Origin of the sequence: Synechococcus sp. WH 7805 (assembly GCF_000153285.1) — a bacterium.
Classification (GTDB): Bacteria; Cyanobacteriota; Cyanobacteriia; order PCC-6307; family Cyanobiaceae; genus Synechococcus_C.
In genome coordinates this window covers 2,219,680-2,240,462 of sequence record NZ_CH724168.1, presented here as the reverse complement: position 1 = coordinate 2,240,462, position 20,783 = coordinate 2,219,680, and the positions used below count along the sequence as shown (strand labels likewise).

Sequence of the window (20,783 nt, the reverse complement as noted above, 5' to 3'; positions counted from 1 at the left end):
TCCATTCCCATTTCTGAACCATGAACAAAACAAGTCTGCTGAGCCTTGTCGCCGTCCTTGCGACCAGCGCCGTTCTCTGCGAGTCCTCGAAAGCCGCCGTGCACCGCGAGCCTGATCTCGGCAATGCGCTCGAACAGCGCATTGAACGGATGGGAACGAAGGCCTGGGCTCTCCTCGACAGCAACGGCATCACCGGCAGCACCCCCGACTCCATTGCCAGGGCCTGGGGCAACGGCGGTGGCCGGGCCTGGGGTAACGGTGGCCGGGCCTGGGGCAACGGTGGCCGGGGCTTTGCTAACGGCGGCGGCGGCGGATTCGCCAATGGCTACCGCGGCGGATTCGCGAACTGGTGAACACGTCTGATTACGGCCCCATCGGTCTTCTGGTGATCCAGTCGACCTCCCTCTGCAATCTCGACTGCAGCTACTGCTACCTGCCAGACCGACAGAAGCGGAACATCTTCAACCTCCAGCAGCAGCTACCCCTGCTGCTGGAGCGGGTGTACGAAAGTCCGTTTTGGGGTCCCCATCTTTCGATTCTCTGGCACGCCGGAGAACCCCTGACGTTGCCGGCTGCTTTTTATGACGAAGCCAGCGTCATCATCAATCGGGAAACTGCTGATCTTCAGGCCCAGGGGGTGGTGATTGAGCAGCACATTCAGACCAATGCCACGTTGATCAATGACGCCTGGTGTGACTGCTTCCAACGCAACAACATCGTGGTGGGCGTAAGCATTGACGGTCCCGAAGACATTCACAACAGCCACAGGCGATTCCGCAATGGCCAGGGCTCCTATGCGAACACCCTGAATGGCATCCACACCCTCAGAAAGCACAACATCGACTTTCACGCGATCGCCGTGCTCACTGAGGATGCTCTTGATCAACCCGAGCGCATGTACACCTTCTTCCGCGATGAAGGGATCCATGCACTTGGGTTCAACGTGGAGGAGCAGGAGGGTGTTCATACCAACTCCTCGATGCAGGGACTGGCCAAGGAACGTCGTTACCGCGAGTTTCTCTCCCGTTTCTGGGCCCTCAATCAACAGGACGGTTTTCCTTTGCGCATCCGGGAATTCGACCAGGTGATGGGAATGATCGCCGGCGGTCAACGTCTGCTGCAGAACGAAATGAACCGTCCTTACGCGATTCTGAGCGTGGATGCGAAGGGCAACTTTTCCACCTTCGACCCGGAGCTGCTCTCGGTGGAAACCGAGCGATACGGATTGTTCAACCTTGGCAACATCCGCGATCTCTCACTCTTGGATGCGACGCAAAGCCCCACATTTCAGCGTCTGTTGCAGGAAATGCAGGCCGGAACAGAGCGCTGTCAACAAACCTGCGAGTACTACGGGTTTTGCGGAGGCGGAAACGGCAGCAACAAGTACTGGGAGCATGGGAGTCTTGATGCTGCAGAGACCTGCGCCTGCCGCTTCTCGAGCCAAATTCCTGTTGACGTGGTGCTGAACAAGATGGAACTGGAGAGTGCAACCAGCACCTGAATCACTCGCTCGCCACCATCCACCCTGGGCTTCGCTGCGATCGTCGGCAGGATCTCGTAGGCAACCAGGGAGCCTATCCAATCAAGGCTCATCTCCATTCACTGATGAAAGCAGCACACGGTTCTGATAGCCCTCAGTCCCGTCTGGGAAGGCCGTGAATCAGGTGATTTCAAAATCAGCGCGACAACGATCCAGAAGCCAGCAGCCGAACCTCGATCACCTACATTTAGTGAAGGCCTGGTGAGTACCTCTCTCCGGGAGGGTGATCACAGCATCAACCATCGGGCCTGAGCCCGAATCACTCTCTCGCCTAGCCCTTGCCCCATCCACTGCTGCCGGACATCACCTCCGTTGCTGCAGCCACAGCTGCAGCTCAAGGTTTTGAGCTTGCAGGCATTCAGATTCTCACCCACCTTCAGCCGATGACGGTGCAGGTGCAGATCCGTCGCAGTGATGGTTCTGACGTGTCTCTAGATGACTGCGCAGGTTTCAGTAGACCCATGGGAGAAGCGCTCGAATCGCAGGCACTGCTCACTGAGGCGTATGTTTTGGAGATCAGCAGTCCTGGAATCGGGGATCAGCTCCAGAGCGATCGGGACTTCCAGACGTTTCGCAGTTATCCGGTTGAAGTCCTCTACCGCGATAACGAAGGCAGGGAACTACGGCAACAAGGCTCCCTTCTCGAACGCGACAACGACCACGTGCACGTGAATGTGCGTGGACGCATCAAACGCATTTCCAGACCCTCTGTGATTTCCGTTCAGCTCATCAGCCCCACTAGCTGAATCACCTCCGCCCGCTCATCTCCTTTTCTCTTTTTACGATCTCCACCCGATGGCTCTCGTTCTTCTTCCCGGACTCAGCAACCTGATCGAAGACATCAGTGAAGAGAAGAAGCTCCCTCCCCAGGTGGTGGAAGCAGCTTTGAGGGAAGCCCTCTTAAAGGGATATGAGCGTTATCGCCGCACGCTTTACCTAGGACTGGGTGAAGACCCTTTCGATGAGGAATACTTCAGCAACTTCGATGTCGCCCTCGACTTGGATGAGGAGGGTTACCGCGTGCTCGCCAGCAAGATCATTGTTGACGAGGTCGAAAGCGAGGACCACCAGATCGCCTTGGCAGAAGTGATGCAAGTCGCCGATGACGCCCAGGCTGGTGACACTGTGGTTCTGGATGTCACCCCGGAAAAAGAAGATTTCGGGCGAATGGCAGCTGCCACGACCAAGCAAGTTCTCGCCCAGAAGTTGCGAGACCAGCAGCGTCGGATGATTCAGGAAGAGTTTGCCGATCTTGAAGATCCTGTCCTCACAGCCCGCGTGATCCGCTTTGAACGCCAATCCGTGATCATGGCCGTGAGCTCTGGCCTTGGGCGGCCAGAGGTGGAAGCTGAGCTTCCGCGAAGGGATCAGCTTCCCAACGACAACTACCGCGCCAACGCCACTTTCAAGGTCTTCCTCAAGGAAGTCAGTGAAGTTCCCCGTCGTGGTCCCCAGCTGTTCGTAAGCCGAGCCAACGCAGGGCTTGTGGTGTATCTGTTCGAGAACGAAGTCCCCGAGATTCAGGAAGGCTCCGTCAGGATCGTTGCTGTTGCACGAGAAGCGAATCCACCGTCCCGTTCCGTTGGACCACGCACCAAGGTTGCTGTTGACAGCATCGAACGCGAAGTCGACCCCGTAGGTGCCTGCATCGGTGCACGCGGATCACGGATTCAGCAGGTTGTGAATGAGCTGAGGGGCGAGAAGATCGATGTGATCCGCTGGTCAGCCGATCCTGGCCAATACATTGCGAATTCCCTTAGCCCTGCCCGCGTGGATGTGGTGAGGCTGGTGGATCCCGTCGGTCAGCATGCCCATGTGCTGGTACCTCCGGATCAACTGAGCCTGGCGATCGGACGGGAAGGGCAGAACGTTCGCCTCGCTGCCCGTCTGACGGGCTGGAAGATTGATATCAAGAACGCCAGCGAGTACGACCAGGCCTCCGAGGATGCGGTCGTATCCGAGCTGATTTCCCAGCGGGAACAGGAAGAGGCCCTGCAGCGGGAAGCCGAAGAGCGAATTGCCGCCGAACAGGCCGCCAGAGCGGAAGAGGATGCCCGTCTGCGGGAGCTTTATCCCCTGCCGGAAGACGAAGAGGAGTACGGCGACGAAGCGGTTGACGACGTTGAAATGCCTGAAGGTGCAACCGACGAGGCCAGCGAACCGACCCCAGAATCTGATGAATCCTCCAACGAGGTAGGAGCCCGGTGAAGCCACAGCGCCCCATCCTGCGACGCTGTGTCGCCTGCCGTCAGCTGCTGGATCGAAACCTTCTCTGGCGGATTGTGCGTGACCATCGGGATGGGGTCCTCCTCGAACAGGGAATGGGGCGTTCTGCCTATCTCTGTCCTCAGGAGAGCTGTCTAGAAGAAGCACAACGTCGGAAGCGACTGCAAAAAGCCCTGCGATGCCAGGTGCCTGACAGCGTGATGGCGACGTTGAAACAGCGACTCTTCTCTGAGAAGGAGACAGTCGCTGAGGCAAGATGAACATTGGCCCCACCTTGAGTGATGCCCCGAGGCACACCGTGCCCGGACCGACCGGAGACCTGAATGACCAGCAGCGGCAAAGTCAGAATCTATGAGCTGTCCAAGGACCTTGGCCTGGACAACAAAGACGTGCTGGATGCCGCGGAGAAGCTGTCCATTGCGGCCAAGAGCCACAGCAGCTCGATCAGCGAGATGGAAGCTGGGAAGATCCGCAGCCTCTTAAAGGCAGGTGGCACTCCCCGCCCCGCAGCCTCTCCTGGCAAGCCCACGCCGAGTAAGGCCATCCTCTCCGTTCAGAAAGCCGCCGGTCAGAGCAGCAACACTCCGGCGCGCCCAGCTCAGCCCAAACCCGCAGCAAGCAAACCCCTCGCTTCACCAGCTCCAGCTTCCCCCAGCAAAGCGAGCTCACCGCAGCAACCGCCCGCGAGGCCTGCAGCCCCTTCACGACCGGCCGCGCCAAAAGCCACTGGTCCCCAGAGCACCACACCCCAGAAACCCGTGGTGCGACAGCAACCGACAGCTCAGCAACCGGTTCCCAGGCCGAAACCTGCACCTGCACCTGCACCTGCGCCTGCACCTGCACCTGCACGCACAGTCAGCCGTCCGCCATCACCTCCCGCGCGTCCGGTTCCCCAACAACCCTCCGCGTCTTCACCGAAGCCCCGCGGTGCCGCTCCCATGCGTAGGAGTTCTCCCAACGATGCACCACGGCCAGCCAATGCACCTCCAAGCCGTCCCCAACCCAAAACTCCTGTCAACAGGAATGCTCCCCCTCCGCAGCGGCCAGCCGCAAAACCTGAACTGGTGGGCCGCCCTCAACCCAAACGGCCGGCAGGACCACCATCGGCTGGACCACCAACCCGACAAAATTCAGGGGCAGGGTCTCCCAGACCGGCCGTAAGCCCTCGCCCCAGTGCGCCAGGAAGCCAACGGAACATGCCTCAACGGCCTGCCGGTGCCCAACGTCCCGGCTCACCCGCACGACCTGGGACTGGATCGGGACGTCCATCCCGCCCGGGTGGCAACTCGCTTGAGCTCGTCGGTAAGCCGATCCGCAGAGATAGCGGCGGCACCAAAGGTGATGGTGGCCGCCCCGGGGGAGGGCCACGCCCCGGACCCGGAGGAAACCGTCCGGCCATGCCGCCCGGTATGCGCAAACCGGTTGCCCCCGGCGAGCTCATGCAGCTGCAGAAACCAACCGGACGGCCAGGGGTTCCGCCACCGAGACGGCCTGATGGAACTCCGGTCAGCCCCAGAGCGGACGGGCCAAAAGCAACTCCTCCGGTGTCACGCCCAACCGCGACACCGCCCTCGCCAGCGACGGCACCAAGACGCCCAGGTGGATTCAGGCCAGGCGCGGGTCCTGGAGGACAACGGCGCCCAGGACGTCCCGATTGGGACGACAGTGCCAAGCTCGAGGCACTGCGAAATCGTTCACCGCAAAAGCAGCGCCAGAAAGTTCACATCATCGGCGAGAACGACGATTCATTGGCCGCGCAGACCGGGGGATTCGCCGGCGAACAGGAAAACATGGTGCTGTCGGCAAGCCTGGCGCGCCCGGCCAAGCCGAGAGCCCAACAAAAGGCTGCCCCCAAACCAGTGGCGGCCATGCGCAAGCGCCGCAAAGAAACCACCAGGCAACGACAACGTCGTCGGGCCATGGAGTTGCGTGCTGCCCGTGAGGCCAAGCAGGTCAGGCCCGAAATGATCGTTGTACCGGAGGACAACCTCACGGTTCAAGAGCTGGCTGACATGTTGAGTGTCGAAAGCTCGGAAATCATCAAATCCCTGTTCTTCAAGGGAATCATCGCCACGGTGACCCAGTCCCTCGATATGCCCACGATCGAAGCCGTGGCGGAGGAATTCGGTGTTCCCGTCCTTCAGGACGACGTTGAGGAAGCCGCGAAGAAGACTGTGGAAATGATCGAGGAAAAAGACCGCGATCATCTGATCCGCCGGCCCCCCGTCGTGACCGTCATGGGCCACGTGGATCACGGCAAAACAAGCCTGCTCGACGCCATTCGCAAAGCTCGTGTGGCGGCGGGCGAAGCCGGAGGCATTACCCAGCACATCGGTGCGTATCAAGTGGAGATCGAGCACGGTGGCGAACCTCGCAAGCTCACCTTCCTCGACACACCTGGCCACGAGGCGTTCACAGCCATGCGCGCCCGCGGCACGAAGGTCACTGACGTGGCTGTTCTTGTCGTGGCAGCCGATGATGGAGTGCGGCCTCAAACGCTCGAGGCGATCAGCCACGCACGCGCTGCCGAAGTACCCATCGTCGTAGCGATCAACAAGATCGATAAGGAAGGGGCCTCGCCTGATCGGGTGAAGCAAGAGCTCTCTGAACAGAATCTCCTGGCCGAAGAGTGGGGCGGTGATGTGGTGATGGTGCCCGTCAGTGCCATCAAGTCAGAGAACGTCGACAAGCTGCTGGAGATGCTCCTGCTCGTCACCGAGGTTGAGGATCTCCAGGCCAATCCCAATCGCCTGGCCCGCGGCACGGTGATCGAGGCGCACCTCGACAAGGCGAAAGGTCCAGTGGCCACCTTGCTGGTCCAAAACGGAACGTTGAGAACGGGCGATGTGGTGGCAGCGGGGCCTGTGCTCGGCAAAGTCCGAGCCATGGTCGATGACGCCAGCGTTCGCCTCAAGGAGGCAGGTCCATCCTGTGCCGTTGAAGCCCTTGGATTCAGCGAAGTGCCGACGGCCGGTGATGAGTTTGAGGTGTACCCGGATGAGAAGTCAGCCCGTGCCGTGGTCGGTGATCGTGCATCCGATGCCAGAGCCACCCGACTGGCCCAGCAGATGGCCTCGCGCCGTGTCTCCCTCACCGCGATGTCCGGTCAGGCGAATGAAGGCGATCTCAAGGAACTCAATCTCATCCTCAAGGCCGATGTGCAGAGTTCAGTTGAAGCCATTCTTGGCTCTCTTGAACAGTTACCGAAGGACGAGGTGCAGGTGAGGGTGCTGCTCTCAGCCCCTGGAGAGATCACTGAAACCGATGTTGACCTTGCCGCAGCATCTGGAGCCGTGATCGTGGGATTCAACACTTCCATGGCCTCTGGAGCGCGCAAGGCCGCGGACGCGACCGGTGTCGATGTTCGCGATTACGACGTCATCTACAAGCTCTTGGAGGATATCCAGCTGGCCATGGAAGGCCTGCTCGAACCTGAACTCGTCGAAGAGGCTCTCGGCGAGGCCGAGGTGCGCGCCGTGTTCACGATCGGCAAGAGCGCCGTGGCCGGTTGCTACGTGACCACGGGCAAACTGCAGAGAAACTGCAAAGTCCGAGTGCACCGTGGGAAGGAGATCGTCTATTCAGGCGCTCTCGACTCTCTGCGCCGCAACAAGGACGACGTCAAAGAGGTGGCAACAGGATTCGAGTGCGGGGTGGGCACGGATCGCTTTGCCAACTGGAAAGACGGTGACCGGATCGAAGCCTTCAAGATGGTCACCCAGCGACGCAAGCTCACCACCTGATGATCACCCGCCGAGAGCCGCTCCTCTGGCTTCAGCTGATGGCCTTGGCCGTGATTCCGCTGGAGCTCGAGCTGCTCAGGCTCCTTCTTGCAAGCAGCTCCTTCGGCCCCTCTCCAGCCCTGGAACGCCTATTGGTGTGGAGTCTGTCTGTGGTGGCGCCGGGGTACTGGCTGGTGCAACGGCCGGTGGACTGGGGATCATTGCTGCTGGTGCGCCAGCCTCTTTCAACCCGTCAGATCGACCAGCGGCGGATCAGTACGCTTCAACAATCACCCGCACTGCGCATCGCCACGGTGTTCGGCATGGTGCTGCTGCTGATGGTGTTCTGGTGGATCGATCGTTCAGCCCTCTTGGTGATCGATCTCTCGCCTCTCAGAGAAGGAAGCAGGCTCACGGGATTACTGCTCTCGGGCCTGCTTCTTTCTCTACTTCTGTGGCAGTGGCAACAGCTCTGCTCCGCCCTTTGGCTGCTCACCCGTTCTGACGCAAACGTCCTCGCCGTTGAGCCCCTCAGCGACGAACAGATGCGCAACGATCGAACCAGCTTTGGCTTCGGGCTGCTCACTCTTCCACCGTTGACATGGTCATCACCCAGCAAAAGCTCAGGTCTCAGTTCTGGGCCGATCAAACCAGAGCAAGCTTCCAAAGAGAACAACCGCTCCGATCTGGATCAACAAGTCGCTGGGAACGACGGGGTTCCCAGCACTGAGGCGAAAAGCCATCACGAAGAGACCCAGACCACCGGAACCGAACAAAGCGACCCAGAGGAGACGCCTGAATCCCCGCCAGGGAGTGCGTGACTCCTGAAGGAGTCTCTGACGCATAGCCGGATCCAGATCTCTGTCTCCTTGTTGATCTGATGTCACGGGCTGAAAGCGTGGCCTCAAATGTTAATTTCCATAGGATGCCGATGTAGCTCAGCTGGTAGAGCAACGCTTTCGTAAAGCGTGGGTCGCCTGTTCAAGTCAGGTCATCGGCTTGCAAAGTCTGTTGCTTTCCAGTCCTTCATCGTCTGTCAGCAAGCTGAATCGATCAGGCTGCTGAGATTCTTTCGAAAGGTTCATGGACTCGGAGAGCGCCTCCAGCCGCATGCTCAGGCGACTGCACCGCAGTCATATGCGTGATGCCTGCCTTGATGAGGTTTTCATCGTGTTGAGCGTGGGGGCAAGCCTGATTGCCACGCTCGGGCTGCTTGCGAACAGCGCCGCCGTGGTGATCGGCGCCATGGTGGTGGCCCCGTGGATCATGCCGCTGCGGGCGGCCGCTTTTGCAATCCTGCTTGGAGAGGTTCAACTGCTGGGGCGATCACTGCGCACCTTGATGGTGGGGGTAGTGAGCACCACACTCTTGTCTCTGGTGCTGGGATACCTGGCGGATTTACCGCGATTCGGCACTGAAGTGCTGACCCGAACAACGCCGAATCTGCTTGATCTCGGCATCGCCCTGGTGGCTGGCGGCCTTGCCACCTACGCCAAGCTTCGCAGCGATGCGGTGAGTTCCTTGGCAGGGACCGCCATTGCCGTGGCTCTTGTTCCGCCGGTGTGCGTGATGGGTCTGCTCCTTTCACAACAACAGTGGAACGAAGCAGTAGGTGCTGGCCTGCTTTTCGCCACCAACCTGCTGGGCATCCTCACCGGTGGCCTAGTGCTGATGGCCTGGAAGGATCCCGAATTCAGACAGGTGTTCCGACGCAGCCACCTCAGCGCAGCCAGTTTCACTCTCACCGGCCTGCTCCTTGTGCCACTCGGCAGTAGTTTTCTGAATTTGTTGGACAGAGCCCAGAAGGACAGCACCCGGGACATGGTTCAGGAGACCATCGAGGGTTTCCTGACGCGGGAGACGCTGACGTTCGGCGATCGGGAAACTGTGGATGTTGAGCGTGTTGATATCGCCTGGAATCAAAATCCTCCGGTCATCCGCGTCATCGTGCGGGTCTCGGATCCAGCCCTGCCGAGTTTCAAGCAGGTCTCAGCAGTCCAGGAAGAAATCAACCGCAGGCAAGCCATACGTTTCCGGTTGGTCGTACAGCGCACCGCAGTCGATGTCGTCGGACCTGAGGAAGCTCCAAATCCTGCGACACCCGCCGCCGAACAATTGTTGGCGCCTGCACCAAAGCCAGAACCGCCTCTTGGTTCAGGTGAGTCGGACGCCGTGCCATCCGAGAACAACCTGAGCGTTGATTCAGAGCCGATTCTGCCCCCAAATTTCCCTACAAACTGACGACAGCTCGTTGGAGTAAAAGGAAGCGTGTTGGGAAATCAGACGGCAGAAAACCAATGAACCTTTGCAGATAAGCGGTCACTGAAGCCTTCGGCCATCTTCCCTTTCGGAATAAGCGGATGGAGGCATCGTTTCCCTGTCTGGCATTGACGCGAAAGCAGGAGCCTGGATGCCCCGTTGAATCACTAGAACCCTCGTCAACAGACAACCGATACCGGTCAGAGCAACGGCGATCTTGATCGACATCAGATTGAAGCTCTCTACGTCCGCATAACTGACGATAAAGAGCGAAAATATAAATCCCCAGAGCAGAGAAATCTCTGCGTAAAACTCATGATGAAGCGACGGGTGGCTGGCATCAGCTCTGATCACGTCGCGCAGGATCGCGCCACCAGCCCCTGTCATTGCACTGAAAATCGGACCCCAGATCAACAGGGGATCGCACCGTTCCTCCACAGCAACAATCACACCCACAACAGTGAATGAAGCAAGACCAACGGCATCAAACAATTTAATGATCCAGTTGCCCTTCTCTTCGATCGTTGGAATCAATCGCAGGCGCACATGCCGTTCAGGCAATCGCAGAGCGACATAGCTGACCAACACGACAACAAAGACAACCGCAAGGTGATTGGGAGAGTCCATCACGGCAGGGCGATCCCGGTTAACAAGCAGATCCCTGAGGATTCCCCCACCCACGGCAGGAAGACTGGCGAGAACGAGCGCCCCGAAAAGGCTGAATTTCTCTTTGCGTGCCAGAAGAACCCCTGAGAACGCGAAGGCTGCAGTCCCAATGTTGTCGAGCATTCGAAACCATGGCTGATCAGCGGCCAATCCAAGAAGTGTGGGGAAAAGATGCCCTCGGACAATCATGTTGTATCGCCCACTCTTGCGAATCGTCTGAAGTGCTTGATTGAAAGAGCTCACTAGAGCAGGCGAGGTACTGCTTCGGCTGAACAAAGCCACGATTGGACCACTAAAAATGGGCGTTTCACCCATGACCAACTGACTCGCGAACTTGTTGTCCCAAATCAACGATGCGCCGACCAATCGGTCCACAGGAACCAGGTCAACCTTGCCCTCGATAAGGTTCTGGAGATTTGATTGGACACTCGCACTGGAGAGCACCCGGTTGCGGTTCGCAGGTGCACTTAAGAAGTCATCAATCACATCGCCATAGACGTAACCATCAACGACCCCGAGTCGCAGCTTGCTGTTGGGAAAGTCTTTGATGAATTTATCTTTATTGATAAATCGTCTCGCCTGTGCATCTCTTCGATTCGCTACGAGAACGACATCTTCGGTTCGATAGGGGGTCGAAAAATAGACATAGTTTTCGCGCTCTTCGGTCATGAAGGCTCCCCCGGCGATATCACGCTTGCCCTCTTTCAGTTGCTGCTGATGCTCATCCCAGTTGATCTGGGGTAACTCGAGAGTGAAGTCAAGCTGATTTTCAAAGATCTCTCGAAACAATTCGATATCGAGGCCTGTCAGTCTCTGAACCTCGTCTGTTTTTTCCTCGTATTGGTATGGCATCCACGGGTACCAGCCGCCACGGAGTTTTGAGACAGCGGCAGCGCTGACACTCACTCCAAGCGAAAGCATCAGGACCAGCACAAACAAGACGAATCCAGCCCTCCATGCCATCCATTTACGCCTCATGAATCCTTCTCGGAGGTACCCGTATTCTTGACAAGCAGGTGCTCAGGTGCCGCAATCTGAGTGAAAAACCGCATTAAGAGGCGGGCATAGGGGTGAGTCACCTCCTGAACATTCGCTTGCTATCAGCGTCAACCGGAAGGGTGCACAGGGGTTGGAGGAGAACCTTCCGAAACGATTCGGATCTCCCTTTCGCCGTTGCATGCACCGCTTGGATCCGCCAATGTACGCAGCGTTTGATTGGCAGCGTGAATTGTCCCCAGATGGGGGATAGATCAACGCGTTCAGAAGCAGTAAGACAGTTCCACTCGAGGCAAAGCCATGAAGCTCGACCTTGCTCAAGCACAACCCATGGGAAGCCTCATTGTTGAGGGGACTCACCGCCCATTCCATGCCCTTGCCTGCGCCCTGCGGCCAGCAACTGTGCGCATCGGACGGAAGGTCACAGAGCGATGACAACTGCACCACAACGCTTTGTCGTTCGATACAAGAAGAACGACGGCAGCCAACACACGCTCCAACTCCACGCGGCCAATCGCCAAGAAGCGCGCATCGTCGCCATGGAAACCGATGCCTACGTGCGTCGATACCCAACCAGTGTGGATTCGATTCTTCAGGCGGCCTGACGCCGCCTGAGCACTGATCGAACACTCAGGTTGCAGATCCCTCGCCTGACTGTCGATGCTGGAGATCAAACCGTTCACGCCAGCCGATCTTGACGTAGTCACAGGAATCGCCCGTGAACAGGATTTCGCTCCAGGAGTGGGCGACATCGAGATCTACGCCAACACCGACCGTCAGGGGATCTGGTTGGCCTGGCAAGACGACGTGCCAGTGGGCTGCATCGCCGCCGTCACCTACAGCTCCAGCTACGCCTTCATCGGCCTGTTTGTGGTGAAGCCAGAGCATCGGGGTCAGGGAATTGGCCGTCGCCTCTGGCAACACGCCTTGAAGACCCTTAGCAACGTTGAGTGCATTGGCCTGGAAGCCGCAGCGCAGATGGTGGACTTCTACGAGAAAGCCGGATTTCAAAGGGACTGCGTCACCACTCGCCGGCAGATGCTCTGCCGCAGCGATCAATCACAACACCCGAACACCACCCTGCTCCAGCGCAGCGACATCTCCGTTGTGCCACTGCGTGAGATCTCTCTCGAGGCGATTCAGCGCTACGACGAACGCCACGAAATCAGTCCACGGCCCCATTTCCTTGAACTGTGGTTACGCCACAGGGCAGGAGACGTGTTTGTGGCAAGAGATTCCCAGGGGACATGCCACGGCTACGTGCGCATTCGGCCTTGCTTACTCCCCATCGGTGAAGGTTGGCGGGTGGGACCCTGGCTGGCAGAAGATCCCGTCATGGCATCACTGTTGCTGAACAACGCCATGGACCGTCACAAGGGAGTTGTTTTAATCGACACGCCAGGGCATAACCGATTCGCCAAGACCATCACAACGGCCAAGGGGTTCAAACCCATGGGCTCAACGGTGCGCATGTACAAGGGCGTGATGCCGGAAGGCCATGACCGCAGTATTTATGGCTTGGCCTGCCTCGAGCTCGGTTGAATCTGAGGGTAGAGAAGCCATTCTCTGAATTCCTGAGTCAACGCATAGCTGTCTTCGTAGCGCTGCACTTGATCGAGTTCAGCGATCCTGCTCAGCACAAAGCTTAAAACCTTAGTCCTAAAGACATTCATTTCGACCATCACAAACCCTCCTCAGACATCTTGAACTGATGCGAACTCGGCCTGGATTATCAACATCAAACGCTCGGGAGATTTGTATTGCCTTGGCAAAGAGCGATGCAACAACCTCAAACGATCCCAACAGAGTGTTCGTTGAAGTTGAGCACTGGTTTTGCCCTGCTTGATGAGGATCTTCAAAGCTTTACAGTACAGCGGATACTTGGCTTCGAGCTCTCCAATGCTGAGGTTGCATGTGCTCATGGTTGTTCACTCCGCCAAGCAGAACTGTGCAATGAACAAGGCCATTGCATCGCCTCCCATTTGGGGACAATTGCTCTGTCCCCGGATGGGGGTAGCTCAACCATGCAGTCAGAGCGTTGAATAACTCGGCTTGCAATCTTGACCGTGGAATCAATCGAAATTCATATCGCCAAAGACCGTGAGGAACTCGCCAAGGCGAAGGCCAGCGGAGACCAGGCCAAGGCGCGTCACTTCTCCACCGAGCTCGAGGAGCTCGAGACGTATCGCAGCCACCATCCAGGAGAACACAAGGACCCCACCTCCCTCGAAGTGCATTGCGAGCTCAACCCAGACGCTCCAGAATGCCGCGTCTATGACGACTGACGACGTCCAAACCATATGGGCCGAGTGATCCGCAAGGATGAATAAAACATGCCGGGAAGCGCATGGATCTAACCCCATACCTGCAGAGCGAACACCAATCTGCCAACGAAGAGCCCCTACTTTCCGTTGCCATCAACGGACGAATAGCACTGGCCATGAAGGGGCGTTTCTTTCTACGTTGTTTCTGCGAAAGTTTCAGCGAAAAATCTCTCATTGGGTGTGCTGTTACGGATGAAGAATCCTGCCTGAGTTATTTCAAAATGGATTCATTCGAGCTACTTCTATGCACGGACATGCTTGAAAAAGGCAATGGCTTTGAGTTGGCGCGCAAAGCTCGGGAGTTGCAACCTGACCTGAAAGTAGTGGTACTGGCGTTGAGCGATGCCATTCCCGTGGAGTACGACAATGCATCTTGGCTGGAAGCAGTTGTTGCCGAAGCCGACATCATTGAAGACCGCAAACCTCTTGAAGCAGCAGTATTGGCGGTCATGGGAGATCACTCCTACCGCAGCCCATCACTACGATCTGATGAACTCCCCTATCTCAGCTGCCCGAGGCTCACACCAAGGGAATACGAAGTTCTCGACCGCCTCGCCCGCGGAATGTCCGACCGGGAAATCGCTGAGGATCTCATCGTCACCGAAGAGACCGCACGCACCTATACCAAACGGCTGTTGCGTACTCTTGAAGTGAACAACCGGGTTCAAGCAGTATTGAAGGGAATGCGCTGCGGCATGGTTCAAATCTGAGCAAACAATTCACCCCAGATGGGGGTAGAGCTCAAGACCCGGCTCAGGTATCAATGGATGGCGACAAGTGATATCGCAAAGAGATGACAACAATCACCTTCACCCATGAACCATCTTTAGCAGAACTGCGAGAAACGGAAGCGGTATACACCCGCGCCATGGAATACCTGGTGGCCGATGGTGTGAAAGAAGGGGAAGCCAGACAAAGCGTCTGCTGGCGACGACTAAAGCGACTCCATCAAGCATTCCCAGACCGTTACGGCAATCCGCGCGCGCTGTTCCTTTCGCTCCAGGCGCATCAGCGAAGCCAGAAAGCGGCTTAGTTGCTCCGGGACAACGTCAGGCCGATGTTCAGCAACAAACAACTTGAGAGAAGTGATCGAATTCAACGAATCCTGGCACCAATAGAGAAACAAATTCAGACACCTCCAGCGGCGGAAGCAACAGGTTGCACCAAACAAACCAGCCACGCCTCGATTGTTGGAAAGTTCGTTGTCTGAATTTTCAGCAGACCGATCAAGGCATAGATCGCAATGGAGAGAGAGCAAACGATGCTGCTGAGAAGCTTCACAGGAACTCAGGTCGAACAATCTCAACGAATCATCCTTCTCCAAGGTTGTAAGACTTTTACGCTAAATGATGACAATTAATGCCACCAAAAAGCCCCCACCGTGAGGTGAGGGCTTTCCGATTCAACTGACGCTGAATCTTTGGGTTAAGAGACTTCAGCCTCAGCCGATGGCAGGTGCTTGCAGAGCCACAGGAGTGGACTCAGCAGCAGCCAGGTCGAGGGGGAAGTTGTGAGCGTTGCGCTCGTGCATCACTTCCATGCCGAGGTTGGCGCGGTTCAGCACATCAGCCCAGGTGTTCAGGACGCGGCCTTGACCATCAAGGATGGACTGGTTGAAGTTGAAACCGTTCAGGTTGAACGCCATGGTGCTGACGCCCAGGGCAGTGAACCAGATGCCGACCACAGGCCAGGCAGCCAGGAAGAAGTGAAGGCTGCGGCTGTTATTGAAGGAGGCGTATTGGAAGATCAGGCGACCGAAGTAACCGTGGGCAGCCACGATGTTGTAGGTCTCTTCCTCTTGGCCGAACTTGTAGCCGTAGTTCTGGGACTCGCTCTCGGTGGTTTCACGCACCAGGGAGGAGGTCACCAGGGAGCCGTGCATGGCGGAGAACAGGGAGCCACCGAACACACCTGCGACGCCCATCATGTGGAAGGGGTGCATCAGGATGTTGTGCTCTGCCTGGAACACCAGCATGAAGTTGAAGGTGCCGGAGATGCCGAGGGGCATGCCGTCAGAGAAGGAACCCTGACCGAAGGGGTACACCAGGAACACGGCGGAGGCAGCAGCCACAGGTGCGCTGTAAGCAACGCAGATCCAGGGGCGCATGCCGAGGCGGTAGGAAAGTTCCCACTCGCGACCCATGTAGCAGAAGATGCCGATCAGGAAGTGGAAGACAACCAGCTGGTAAGGACCGCCGTTGTACAGCCACTCATCGAGAGAAGCAGCTTCCCAGATGGGATAGAAGTGCAGGCCGATGGCGTTCGAGGAAGGAACAACAGCACCAGAGATGATGTTGTTTCCGTAGATCAGGGAGCCGGCGACGGGCTCACGGATGCCGTCGATGTCGACGGGGGGCGCTGCGATGAAGGCAACGATGAAGCAGGTGGTGGCAGCCAGCAGGGTGGGGATCATCAGCACACCGAACCAGCCCACATACAGGCGGTTGTTGGTGGAGGTGACCCACTCGCAGAAGGACTGCCAGCCATTGGCGCCGGAGCGCTGCTGAATGGTGGTGGTCATGAGTACGGGGGAGAAAGCGTCAGGGAAAACCCGTCGGCGGTAAAGAAAGTCGGTTAACCGACCTTCACAATGTAAAGGGACTTTGTGCAATGTGAATGCCAACCGACCCCCTGTGCACAACAGCGCTACTCATCCCTGCGATCAGCCCCGCTGATCAATAGCCATCTTGGGAGCGCAGAGCCTCGGCTTGGCGGCTGCTGATTCGGCCTGCCTCCTCCAAAAGGTCGCCGATACTTTCGAGTGTGAGCACCGCCTGAAGATTCAGGCCTGCATCAGCGAGGCGTTGTTTGGCTCGCGTGTCATGGCGACCGCCATGGTCGAGGAACACCACGACGTCGCTGACGGTGAGGCCTGAGGTGGTGAGCTTAGCGATTCCCTCCAGCACGCTTCCTCCGGTTATCAGGATGTCGTCGACGACGGCCACCGTTTCACCTTCATTGAATTCACCCTCCACCAAACGCCTGGTGCCATGGGCCTTCACCTCTTTACGCGGGTAGATCAATGGCTTGTGAAGTTGGAGTGAAAGCCCGGTTGCCGTTGGCAGAGAACCATAGGGAATGCCAGCAATTCGGTTAAAACAGAGCGGCCGCAGCACTTGGGCGTAGCAATCCAGCACACGCCGAAACAAGGCCGGGTCGGAAATGATTTGGCGGAGATCAACGTAGTAGTTGAAGATTGCGCCGCTCGCCTGCTTGAACTCGCCAAACAGCAAACAACGAATATCAAACAGGTCGATCACCAGATCCCTGAGTTCTTGCGTCATGCCTTGCTGCATTTGATCAGACTCGGCAAGCGATTGCTGCATCGATACCGAAGACTGAGCATGGGGCCAGATCCGGCAATCATTGAATGGAACTGCCTGCGAATCCCGTCGAGCCACAAGGTGCTCTTGACGCAAGTTGTTGATTCGCTGCTTGAGAGCTGCGGTCTGTTCGTGGATGTCGTCTTGATTAAGCAGGCTCTGGGGTAACGGCAAGAGCAAGCCATCACCGGTGGCATTCAGGCCACTGCCCATGAGCCGTTGCAGATTTCCCTCTTCACCCCAAAGCGAGCGGAGCATGACAAACCGTTCTGGCGCTTCCTTACGTACGCGCGCAAGAACGCTGGGGTCACTTGTGCCAACTTCCAGAAGCACTTGATCGGGAGTCCCCCAGCTCTGGCTTTCCCTCACCACCTGTAAGTAAAGGGGCTGCTGCTCACTGGGGAAATGCTGCAGGCTTCTGGCTCCCGGGTTGGAGCTGTGGCAATTGATCAAGACACCTTTGCCCGGATAAAGCAGAAACGGCGCGGCGATGTCTTGACCTGCCAAAGGATTCAGGGTGACTGCGTCAGCGTGGAGTGTTTTGAACAGGTAAGCGGCGATGGCACTGGAGCTGTTCAGATCCCCGTGTTTGAGATCAATGATGAGAGGAAGATCGTTGGGCAGCAGTTCACGCACTTCGAGCATCAGCTCAACCCCTGCTGATCCCATGGCTTGATAGAAACCCAGGCTTGGCTTGTAAGCGCAGACATGGTCAGCGGTGGCTTCAATCACCGACTTACACCAGGAGCGAGCCTGACTGAGAAGAGAACTACCGCCAAGGCCGCACGATTCAGCCCAGCTGCGAAGCATTTCCGGATTGGGATCAAGGCCGGTGACCAACAGAGATTGCCTGCTGCCCATCGCCTCGGTGAGTGCCGTGAAGAAACCCATGGCCCCGAGGTGTTGTTATATCCAGATTGCGCGGTCTGCCCCTCGTTCGTTGTGGCTACTGCATGAAATGAATCAATTGCCCAAAACAAAAAGCCCCCTCGCGAGAGGGGGCTTTCCGATTCAACCGAAGCTGAATCTTTGGGTTAAGAGACTTCAGCCTCAGCCGATGGCAGGTGCTTGCAGAGCCACAGGAGTGGACTCAGCAGCAGCCAGGTCGAGGGGGAAGTTGTGAGCGTTGCGCTCGTGCATCACTTCCATGCCGAGGTTGGCGCGGTTCAGCACATCAGCCCAGGTGTTCAGGACGCGGCCCTGACCATCAAGGATGGACTGGTTGAAGTTGAAACCGTTCAGGTTGAAAGCCATGGTGCTGACGCCCAGGGCAGTGAACCAGATGCCGACCACAGGCCAGGCAGCCAGGAAGAAGTGAAGGCTGCGGCTGTTGTTGAAGGAGGCGTATTGGAAGATCAGGCGACCGAAGTAACCGTGGGCAGCCACGATGTTGTAGGTCTCTTCCTCTTGGCCGAACTTGTAGCCGTAGTTCTGGGACTCGCTCTCGGTGGTTTCACGCACCAGGGAGGAGGTCACCAGTGAACCGTGCATGGCGGAGAACAGGGAGCCACCGAACACACCTGCGACGCCCATCATGTGGAAGGGGTGCATCAGGATGTTGTGCTCTGCCTGGAACACCAGCATGAAGTTGAAGGTGCCGGAGATGCCGAGGGGCATGCCGTCAGAGAAGGAACCCTGACCGAAGGGGTACACCAGGAACACGGCGGAGGCAGCAGCCACAGGTGCGCTGTAAGCAACGCAGATCCAGGGGCGCATGCCGAGGCGGTAGGAAAGTTCCCACTCGCGACCCATGTAGCAGAAGATGCCGATCAGGAAGTGGAAGACCACCAGCTGGTAAGGACCGCCGTTGTACAGCCACTCATCGAGAGAAGCAGCTTCCCAGATGGGATAGAAGTGCAGGCCGATGGCGTTCGAGGAAGGAACAACAGCACCAGAGATGATGTTGTTTCCGTAGATCAGGGAGCCGGCGACGGGCTCACGGATGCCGTCGATGTCGACGGGGGGCGCTGCGATGAAGGCAACGATGAAGCAGGTGGTGGCAGCCAGCAGGGTGGGGATCATCAGCACACCGAACCAGCCCACATACAGGCGGTTGTTGGTGGAGGTGACCCACTCGCAGAAGGACTGCCAGCCATTGGCGCCGGAGCGCTGCTGAATGGTGGTGGTCATGAGTACGGAAAAGAAGGCTCCGAAGAGCGGTTACGGAAGGGCAGGAATGCCCTGCCAGTCCGGAGTGTAAAGCAACATTGCGAAAAATATCCAGTGCTTTATGAAGTCGTTGTGAAGAAGCGTTGAGCTCCAGCCCGTCCCAGGCCTGAAGGAATCGACGATCGCTAAAGAATCGCTTAAGATTCTTAGTGTGATTCTTAAGGAGACGCGTGTGGTCTTGATCCGATGGCTGATCGCTGGCCAACGTCTTGAAGAGACAGTGCCAACCAACCGTGCACGCCATCGGCGCAATGAGTTGGAAGCCCAGGGTGCCGTTGTGTACTGGAGCGAAAGACTGGCTGAGAGCCACTGAAGCGCCAAACTGGACTTGCTGTAATGGCAGTCATGCACCTGAAGTTCAAGCCACCGTTCAGACAACTGACTTCAGGCGCCTTGGCGATCTTGGCGATCGGACTTCTCACCTCCTGCCAGTCCACAGCCAATCGCAGCTCGAGTGATTCCAGAGAACAAACGGAAGCACTAAAGCGACTTGAACAGCGCCTCCAACAACTCGAGCAACGCGTCAAGGCCCCATTGACCGCATCGGACCAAGGGAATCGTGTGCCCCCGGGACCGATCAAATCAATCACCTTCCGCAGCGGTACAGCGGATGACCGAGTCCGTATCTACTGGGCAAACGGAGAACGAACTGATCTCCCTTGCACGCTTGAGCAAGGCACTTGGGCCTGTGGATAGGAGACGTCCCAGTCACAAACGGACAAGACCGGAAGAGGGGTTGGCCATGCATCAACAGACCCCAACGTTCACCGTGTTGATCTTCGGCTCACATCAGTGATGGGAGGCTTAGTTTTGTCGATCAGGATGGTTCTAAGGATCAGCACCAGCCCGGTGGCCCGCGCCAATCAATCCTTGCCGTTCACCCAGACCAAGGCAGCCAATCTGGCCAGGATGCGTGCGGAATGCATGCATGAAACGGGTGCTCTCTCGTGTCTGGCCTCAAATCCTCGCAGGGGCTCCTGATCAGCTTTCAGGGAGGCTCACCAGGGTGGGAACAGAAGATCCCACCGCAACAACCTTCAGTTGCAACAAAGGTTCTGGTCTCTAGGGATGGAGACCGAATGCTGGACGTCCCATACAACGGCCCGCTGTGCTGACGAATCAACCTCAGCGCAATGTTGTTGACACTCCGCCGCTGAATGAGTGCCATAGAAGAGTCTGTGAAAAGACCATGAATCTTTCAACTGTTTCAGCACTGGCCCTGATTTTTGGAGCAGGCACCTTCTCAGGTGCATCAGCGCTTGCTCAAGCGCCTGTGCCCGCATCCCAGATCAGAGCCCTGAACCTGGCCCGCAACACTGCTGTCACAGAAAACGGCGGGCTCAGCGTCTATCGCCCCCAGCCCTGCATGTTCAAAACTAGCGATGGAGGTGGTGAGTGCCTGGTGCAGGATGATGCCAACGGCTACACCTTCAACTTTCTAGGCGGGCAGCCAGGCTGGCCAGAGGACGGAAGCAATCCCACAACGGAAACCGAACTTCAGGTTGCTCCTGACGGGCGAAGCGTCACCAACATCATTTACAACGGATCCCCCCGCTGA

The 20,783-nt window shown here is 57.5% G+C and carries 20 protein-coding genes, 1 tRNA gene and 1 pseudogene; 16 read left to right on the top strand and 6 right to left on the bottom strand.

Going from position 1 to position 20,783, the window contains the following annotated elements; translation table 11 throughout:
• Window positions 1–20: 20 nt before the first annotated feature.
• The 7 genes and pseudogenes from grrA to WH7805_RS15010 all read left to right on the top strand — a co-directional run.
• Entirely contained in the window at window positions 21–353 is a 333-nt protein-coding gene (gene grrA / locus WH7805_RS11320; protein ID WP_006043241.1) for a GrrA/OscA1 family cyclophane-containing rSAM-modified RiPP, read from the top strand.
• Window positions 350–1,501, top strand: a complete 1,152-nt coding sequence (gene grrM / locus WH7805_RS11315) for a cyclophane-forming radical SAM/SPASM peptide maturase GrrM/OscB (protein ID WP_006043240.1) — start codon at window positions 350–352, stop codon at window positions 1,499–1,501. Before grrA ends, grrM begins: the two co-directional genes overlap by 4 nt.
• Before the next feature lie 317 nt (window positions 1,502–1,818).
• Window positions 1,819–2,286, top strand: coding sequence for a ribosome maturation factor RimP (gene rimP / locus WH7805_RS11310; RefSeq protein WP_006043239.1), 468 nt, complete (start codon window positions 1,819–1,821; stop codon window positions 2,284–2,286).
• 49 nt (window positions 2,287–2,335) lie between these two features.
• Window positions 2,336–3,748, top strand: coding sequence for a transcription termination factor NusA (gene nusA / locus WH7805_RS11305; RefSeq protein WP_006043238.1), 1,413 nt, complete (start codon window positions 2,336–2,338; stop codon window positions 3,746–3,748).
• Window positions 3,745–4,026, top strand: a complete 282-nt coding sequence (locus WH7805_RS11300; RefSeq protein WP_006043237.1) for a YlxR family protein — start codon at window positions 3,745–3,747, stop codon at window positions 4,024–4,026. The genes nusA and WH7805_RS11300 overlap by 4 nt, the downstream gene beginning before the upstream one ends.
• 63 nt (window positions 4,027–4,089) lie before the next feature.
• A complete protein-coding gene (infB, locus tag WH7805_RS11295) occupies window positions 4,090–7,509 on the top strand; it encodes a translation initiation factor IF-2 (protein WP_006043235.1) in 3,420 nt (1,139 codons plus the stop codon).
• A pseudogene (locus WH7805_RS15010) lies at window positions 7,509–8,069 on the top strand (low-complexity tail membrane protein); the annotation flags it as partial. The gene infB and the pseudogene WH7805_RS15010, both read left to right, overlap by 1 nt.
• 42 nt (window positions 8,070–8,111) lie before the next feature.
• Here WH7805_RS15010 and WH7805_RS14780 read toward each other — a convergent pair.
• Window positions 8,112–8,333: a DUF3493 domain-containing protein gene (locus WH7805_RS14780; protein WP_006043233.1), complete on the bottom strand. Its 222-nt coding sequence runs from the start codon at window positions 8,331–8,333 to the stop codon at window positions 8,112–8,114.
• Between the two features lie 82 nt (window positions 8,334–8,415).
• Here WH7805_RS14780 and WH7805_RS11285 point away from each other — a divergent pair.
• Window positions 8,416–8,488: transfer RNA gene (locus WH7805_RS11285), tRNA-Thr, on the top strand.
• An 83-nt stretch (window positions 8,489–8,571) separates the two neighbouring features.
• A complete protein-coding gene (locus WH7805_RS11280) occupies window positions 8,572–9,729 on the top strand; it encodes a DUF389 domain-containing protein (RefSeq protein ID WP_156783690.1) in 1,158 nt (385 codons plus the stop codon).
• A 78-nt stretch (window positions 9,730–9,807) separates the two neighbouring features.
• Here the strand turns inward: WH7805_RS11280 and WH7805_RS11275 are convergent, their stop codons facing one another.
• Complete coding sequence (locus tag WH7805_RS11275) at window positions 9,808–11,391, bottom strand: TRIC cation channel family protein (RefSeq protein ID WP_156783689.1); 1,584 nt, start codon at window positions 11,389–11,391, stop codon at window positions 9,808–9,810.
• Between the two features lie 449 nt (window positions 11,392–11,840).
• Here WH7805_RS11275 and WH7805_RS14775 point away from each other — a divergent pair, with 449 nt between their 5' ends.
• The gene (locus tag WH7805_RS14775; protein WP_006043228.1) at window positions 11,841–12,014 is read left to right on the top strand and encodes a hypothetical protein; all 174 of its coding nucleotides are present in this window, start codon (window positions 11,841–11,843) and stop codon (window positions 12,012–12,014) included.
• A 55-nt stretch (window positions 12,015–12,069) separates the two neighbouring features.
• Complete coding sequence (locus tag WH7805_RS11270) at window positions 12,070–12,951, top strand: GNAT family N-acetyltransferase (RefSeq protein WP_006043227.1); 882 nt, start codon at window positions 12,070–12,072, stop codon at window positions 12,949–12,951.
• A gap of 152 nt (window positions 12,952–13,103) precedes the next feature.
• On the opposite strand, the gene WH7805_RS11265 is transcribed toward WH7805_RS11270, so the two are convergent.
• Entirely contained in the window at window positions 13,104–13,331 is a 228-nt protein-coding gene (locus WH7805_RS11265) for a DUF3136 domain-containing protein (protein ID WP_006043226.1), read from the bottom strand.
• A 144-nt stretch (window positions 13,332–13,475) separates the two neighbouring features.
• Here WH7805_RS11265 and WH7805_RS13945 point away from each other — a divergent pair, with 144 nt between their 5' ends.
• The 3 genes from WH7805_RS13945 to WH7805_RS11250 all read left to right on the top strand — a co-directional run bounded on the left by WH7805_RS13945 (window position 13,476) and on the right by WH7805_RS11250 (window position 14,766).
• Window positions 13,476–13,694 (top strand): CP12 domain-containing protein, encoded by a 219-nt coding sequence (locus WH7805_RS13945; protein WP_006043225.1) that lies wholly within the window; start codon window positions 13,476–13,478, stop codon window positions 13,692–13,694.
• Between the two features lie 62 nt (window positions 13,695–13,756).
• A complete protein-coding gene (locus tag WH7805_RS11255) occupies window positions 13,757–14,443 on the top strand; it encodes a response regulator transcription factor (protein WP_006043224.1) in 687 nt (228 codons plus the stop codon).
• A gap of 83 nt (window positions 14,444–14,526) precedes the next feature.
• Window positions 14,527–14,766, top strand: coding sequence for a DUF3136 domain-containing protein (locus WH7805_RS11250; protein WP_006043223.1), 240 nt, complete (start codon window positions 14,527–14,529; stop codon window positions 14,764–14,766).
• A gap of 408 nt (window positions 14,767–15,174) precedes the next feature.
• Here WH7805_RS11250 and psbA (WH7805_RS11245) read toward each other — a convergent pair whose 3' ends face one another.
• The 3 genes from psbA (WH7805_RS11245) to psbA (WH7805_RS11235) all read right to left on the bottom strand — a co-directional run bounded on the left by psbA (WH7805_RS11245) (window position 15,175) and on the right by psbA (WH7805_RS11235) (window position 19,186).
• Window positions 15,175–16,254 (bottom strand): photosystem II q(b) protein, encoded by a 1,080-nt coding sequence (psbA, locus tag WH7805_RS11245; protein ID WP_006040880.1) that lies wholly within the window; start codon window positions 16,252–16,254, stop codon window positions 15,175–15,177.
• A gap of 154 nt (window positions 16,255–16,408) precedes the next feature.
• Window positions 16,409–17,947, bottom strand: a complete 1,539-nt coding sequence (locus WH7805_RS11240; protein WP_006043221.1) for a bifunctional orotidine-5'-phosphate decarboxylase/orotate phosphoribosyltransferase — start codon at window positions 17,945–17,947, stop codon at window positions 16,409–16,411.
• 159 nt (window positions 17,948–18,106) lie between these two features.
• Window positions 18,107–19,186, bottom strand: coding sequence for a photosystem II q(b) protein (gene psbA, locus WH7805_RS11235; RefSeq protein WP_006040880.1), 1,080 nt, complete (start codon window positions 19,184–19,186; stop codon window positions 18,107–18,109).
• Window positions 19,187–19,561: 375 nt separating this feature from the next.
• Here psbA (WH7805_RS11235) and WH7805_RS11230 point away from each other — a divergent pair, with 375 nt between their 5' ends.
• Together WH7805_RS11230 and WH7805_RS11220 are read left to right on the top strand one after the other, a co-directional pair.
• Window positions 19,562–19,921, top strand: a complete 360-nt coding sequence (locus tag WH7805_RS11230; RefSeq protein WP_006043219.1) for a hypothetical protein — start codon at window positions 19,562–19,564, stop codon at window positions 19,919–19,921.
• Between the two features lie 493 nt (window positions 19,922–20,414).
• Entirely contained in the window at window positions 20,415–20,783 is a 369-nt protein-coding gene (locus tag WH7805_RS11220) for a hypothetical protein (protein ID WP_006043217.1), read from the top strand.

What these genes read in the sequence shown, in the direction of transcription:
- WH7805_RS14775 (WP_006043228.1), top strand. Translation starts at nt 11,841, where the DNA reads ATGACAACTGCACCACAACGCTTTGTCGTTCGATACAAGAAGAACGAC.
- WH7805_RS11280 (WP_156783690.1), top strand. Translation starts at nt 8,572, where the DNA reads ATGGACTCGGAGAGCGCCTCCAGCCGCATGCTCAGGCGACTGCACCGC.
- WH7805_RS11230 (WP_006043219.1), top strand. Translation starts at nt 19,562, where the DNA reads ATGGCAGTCATGCACCTGAAGTTCAAGCCACCGTTCAGACAACTGACT.
- WH7805_RS14780 (WP_006043233.1), bottom strand. Translation starts at nt 8,333, where the DNA reads ATGCGTCAGAGACTCCTTCAGGAGTCACGCACTCCCTGGCGGGGATTC.
- WH7805_RS11255 (WP_006043224.1), top strand. Translation starts at nt 13,757, where the DNA reads ATGGATCTAACCCCATACCTGCAGAGCGAACACCAATCTGCCAACGAA.
- psbA (WP_006040880.1), bottom strand. Translation starts at nt 19,186, where the DNA reads ATGACCACCACCATTCAGCAGCGCTCCGGCGCCAATGGCTGGCAGTCC.
- psbA (WP_006040880.1), bottom strand. Translation starts at nt 16,254, where the DNA reads ATGACCACCACCATTCAGCAGCGCTCCGGCGCCAATGGCTGGCAGTCC.
- nusA (WP_006043238.1), top strand. Translation starts at nt 2,336, where the DNA reads ATGGCTCTCGTTCTTCTTCCCGGACTCAGCAACCTGATCGAAGACATC.
- WH7805_RS11275 (WP_156783689.1), bottom strand. Translation starts at nt 11,391, where the DNA reads ATGAGGCGTAAATGGATGGCATGGAGGGCTGGATTCGTCTTGTTTGTG.
- WH7805_RS11270 (WP_006043227.1), top strand. Translation starts at nt 12,070, where the DNA reads ATGCTGGAGATCAAACCGTTCACGCCAGCCGATCTTGACGTAGTCACA.
- WH7805_RS11265 (WP_006043226.1), bottom strand. Translation starts at nt 13,331, where the DNA reads ATGAGCACATGCAACCTCAGCATTGGAGAGCTCGAAGCCAAGTATCCG.
- WH7805_RS11240 (WP_006043221.1), bottom strand. Translation starts at nt 17,947, where the DNA reads ATGGGTTTCTTCACGGCACTCACCGAGGCGATGGGCAGCAGGCAATCT.
- grrA (WP_006043241.1), top strand. Translation starts at nt 21, where the DNA reads ATGAACAAAACAAGTCTGCTGAGCCTTGTCGCCGTCCTTGCGACCAGC.
- WH7805_RS11220 (WP_006043217.1), top strand. Translation starts at nt 20,415, where the DNA reads ATGAATCTTTCAACTGTTTCAGCACTGGCCCTGATTTTTGGAGCAGGC.
- infB (WP_006043235.1), top strand. Translation starts at nt 4,090, where the DNA reads ATGACCAGCAGCGGCAAAGTCAGAATCTATGAGCTGTCCAAGGACCTT.
- WH7805_RS11250 (WP_006043223.1), top strand. Translation starts at nt 14,527, where the DNA reads ATGACAACAATCACCTTCACCCATGAACCATCTTTAGCAGAACTGCGA.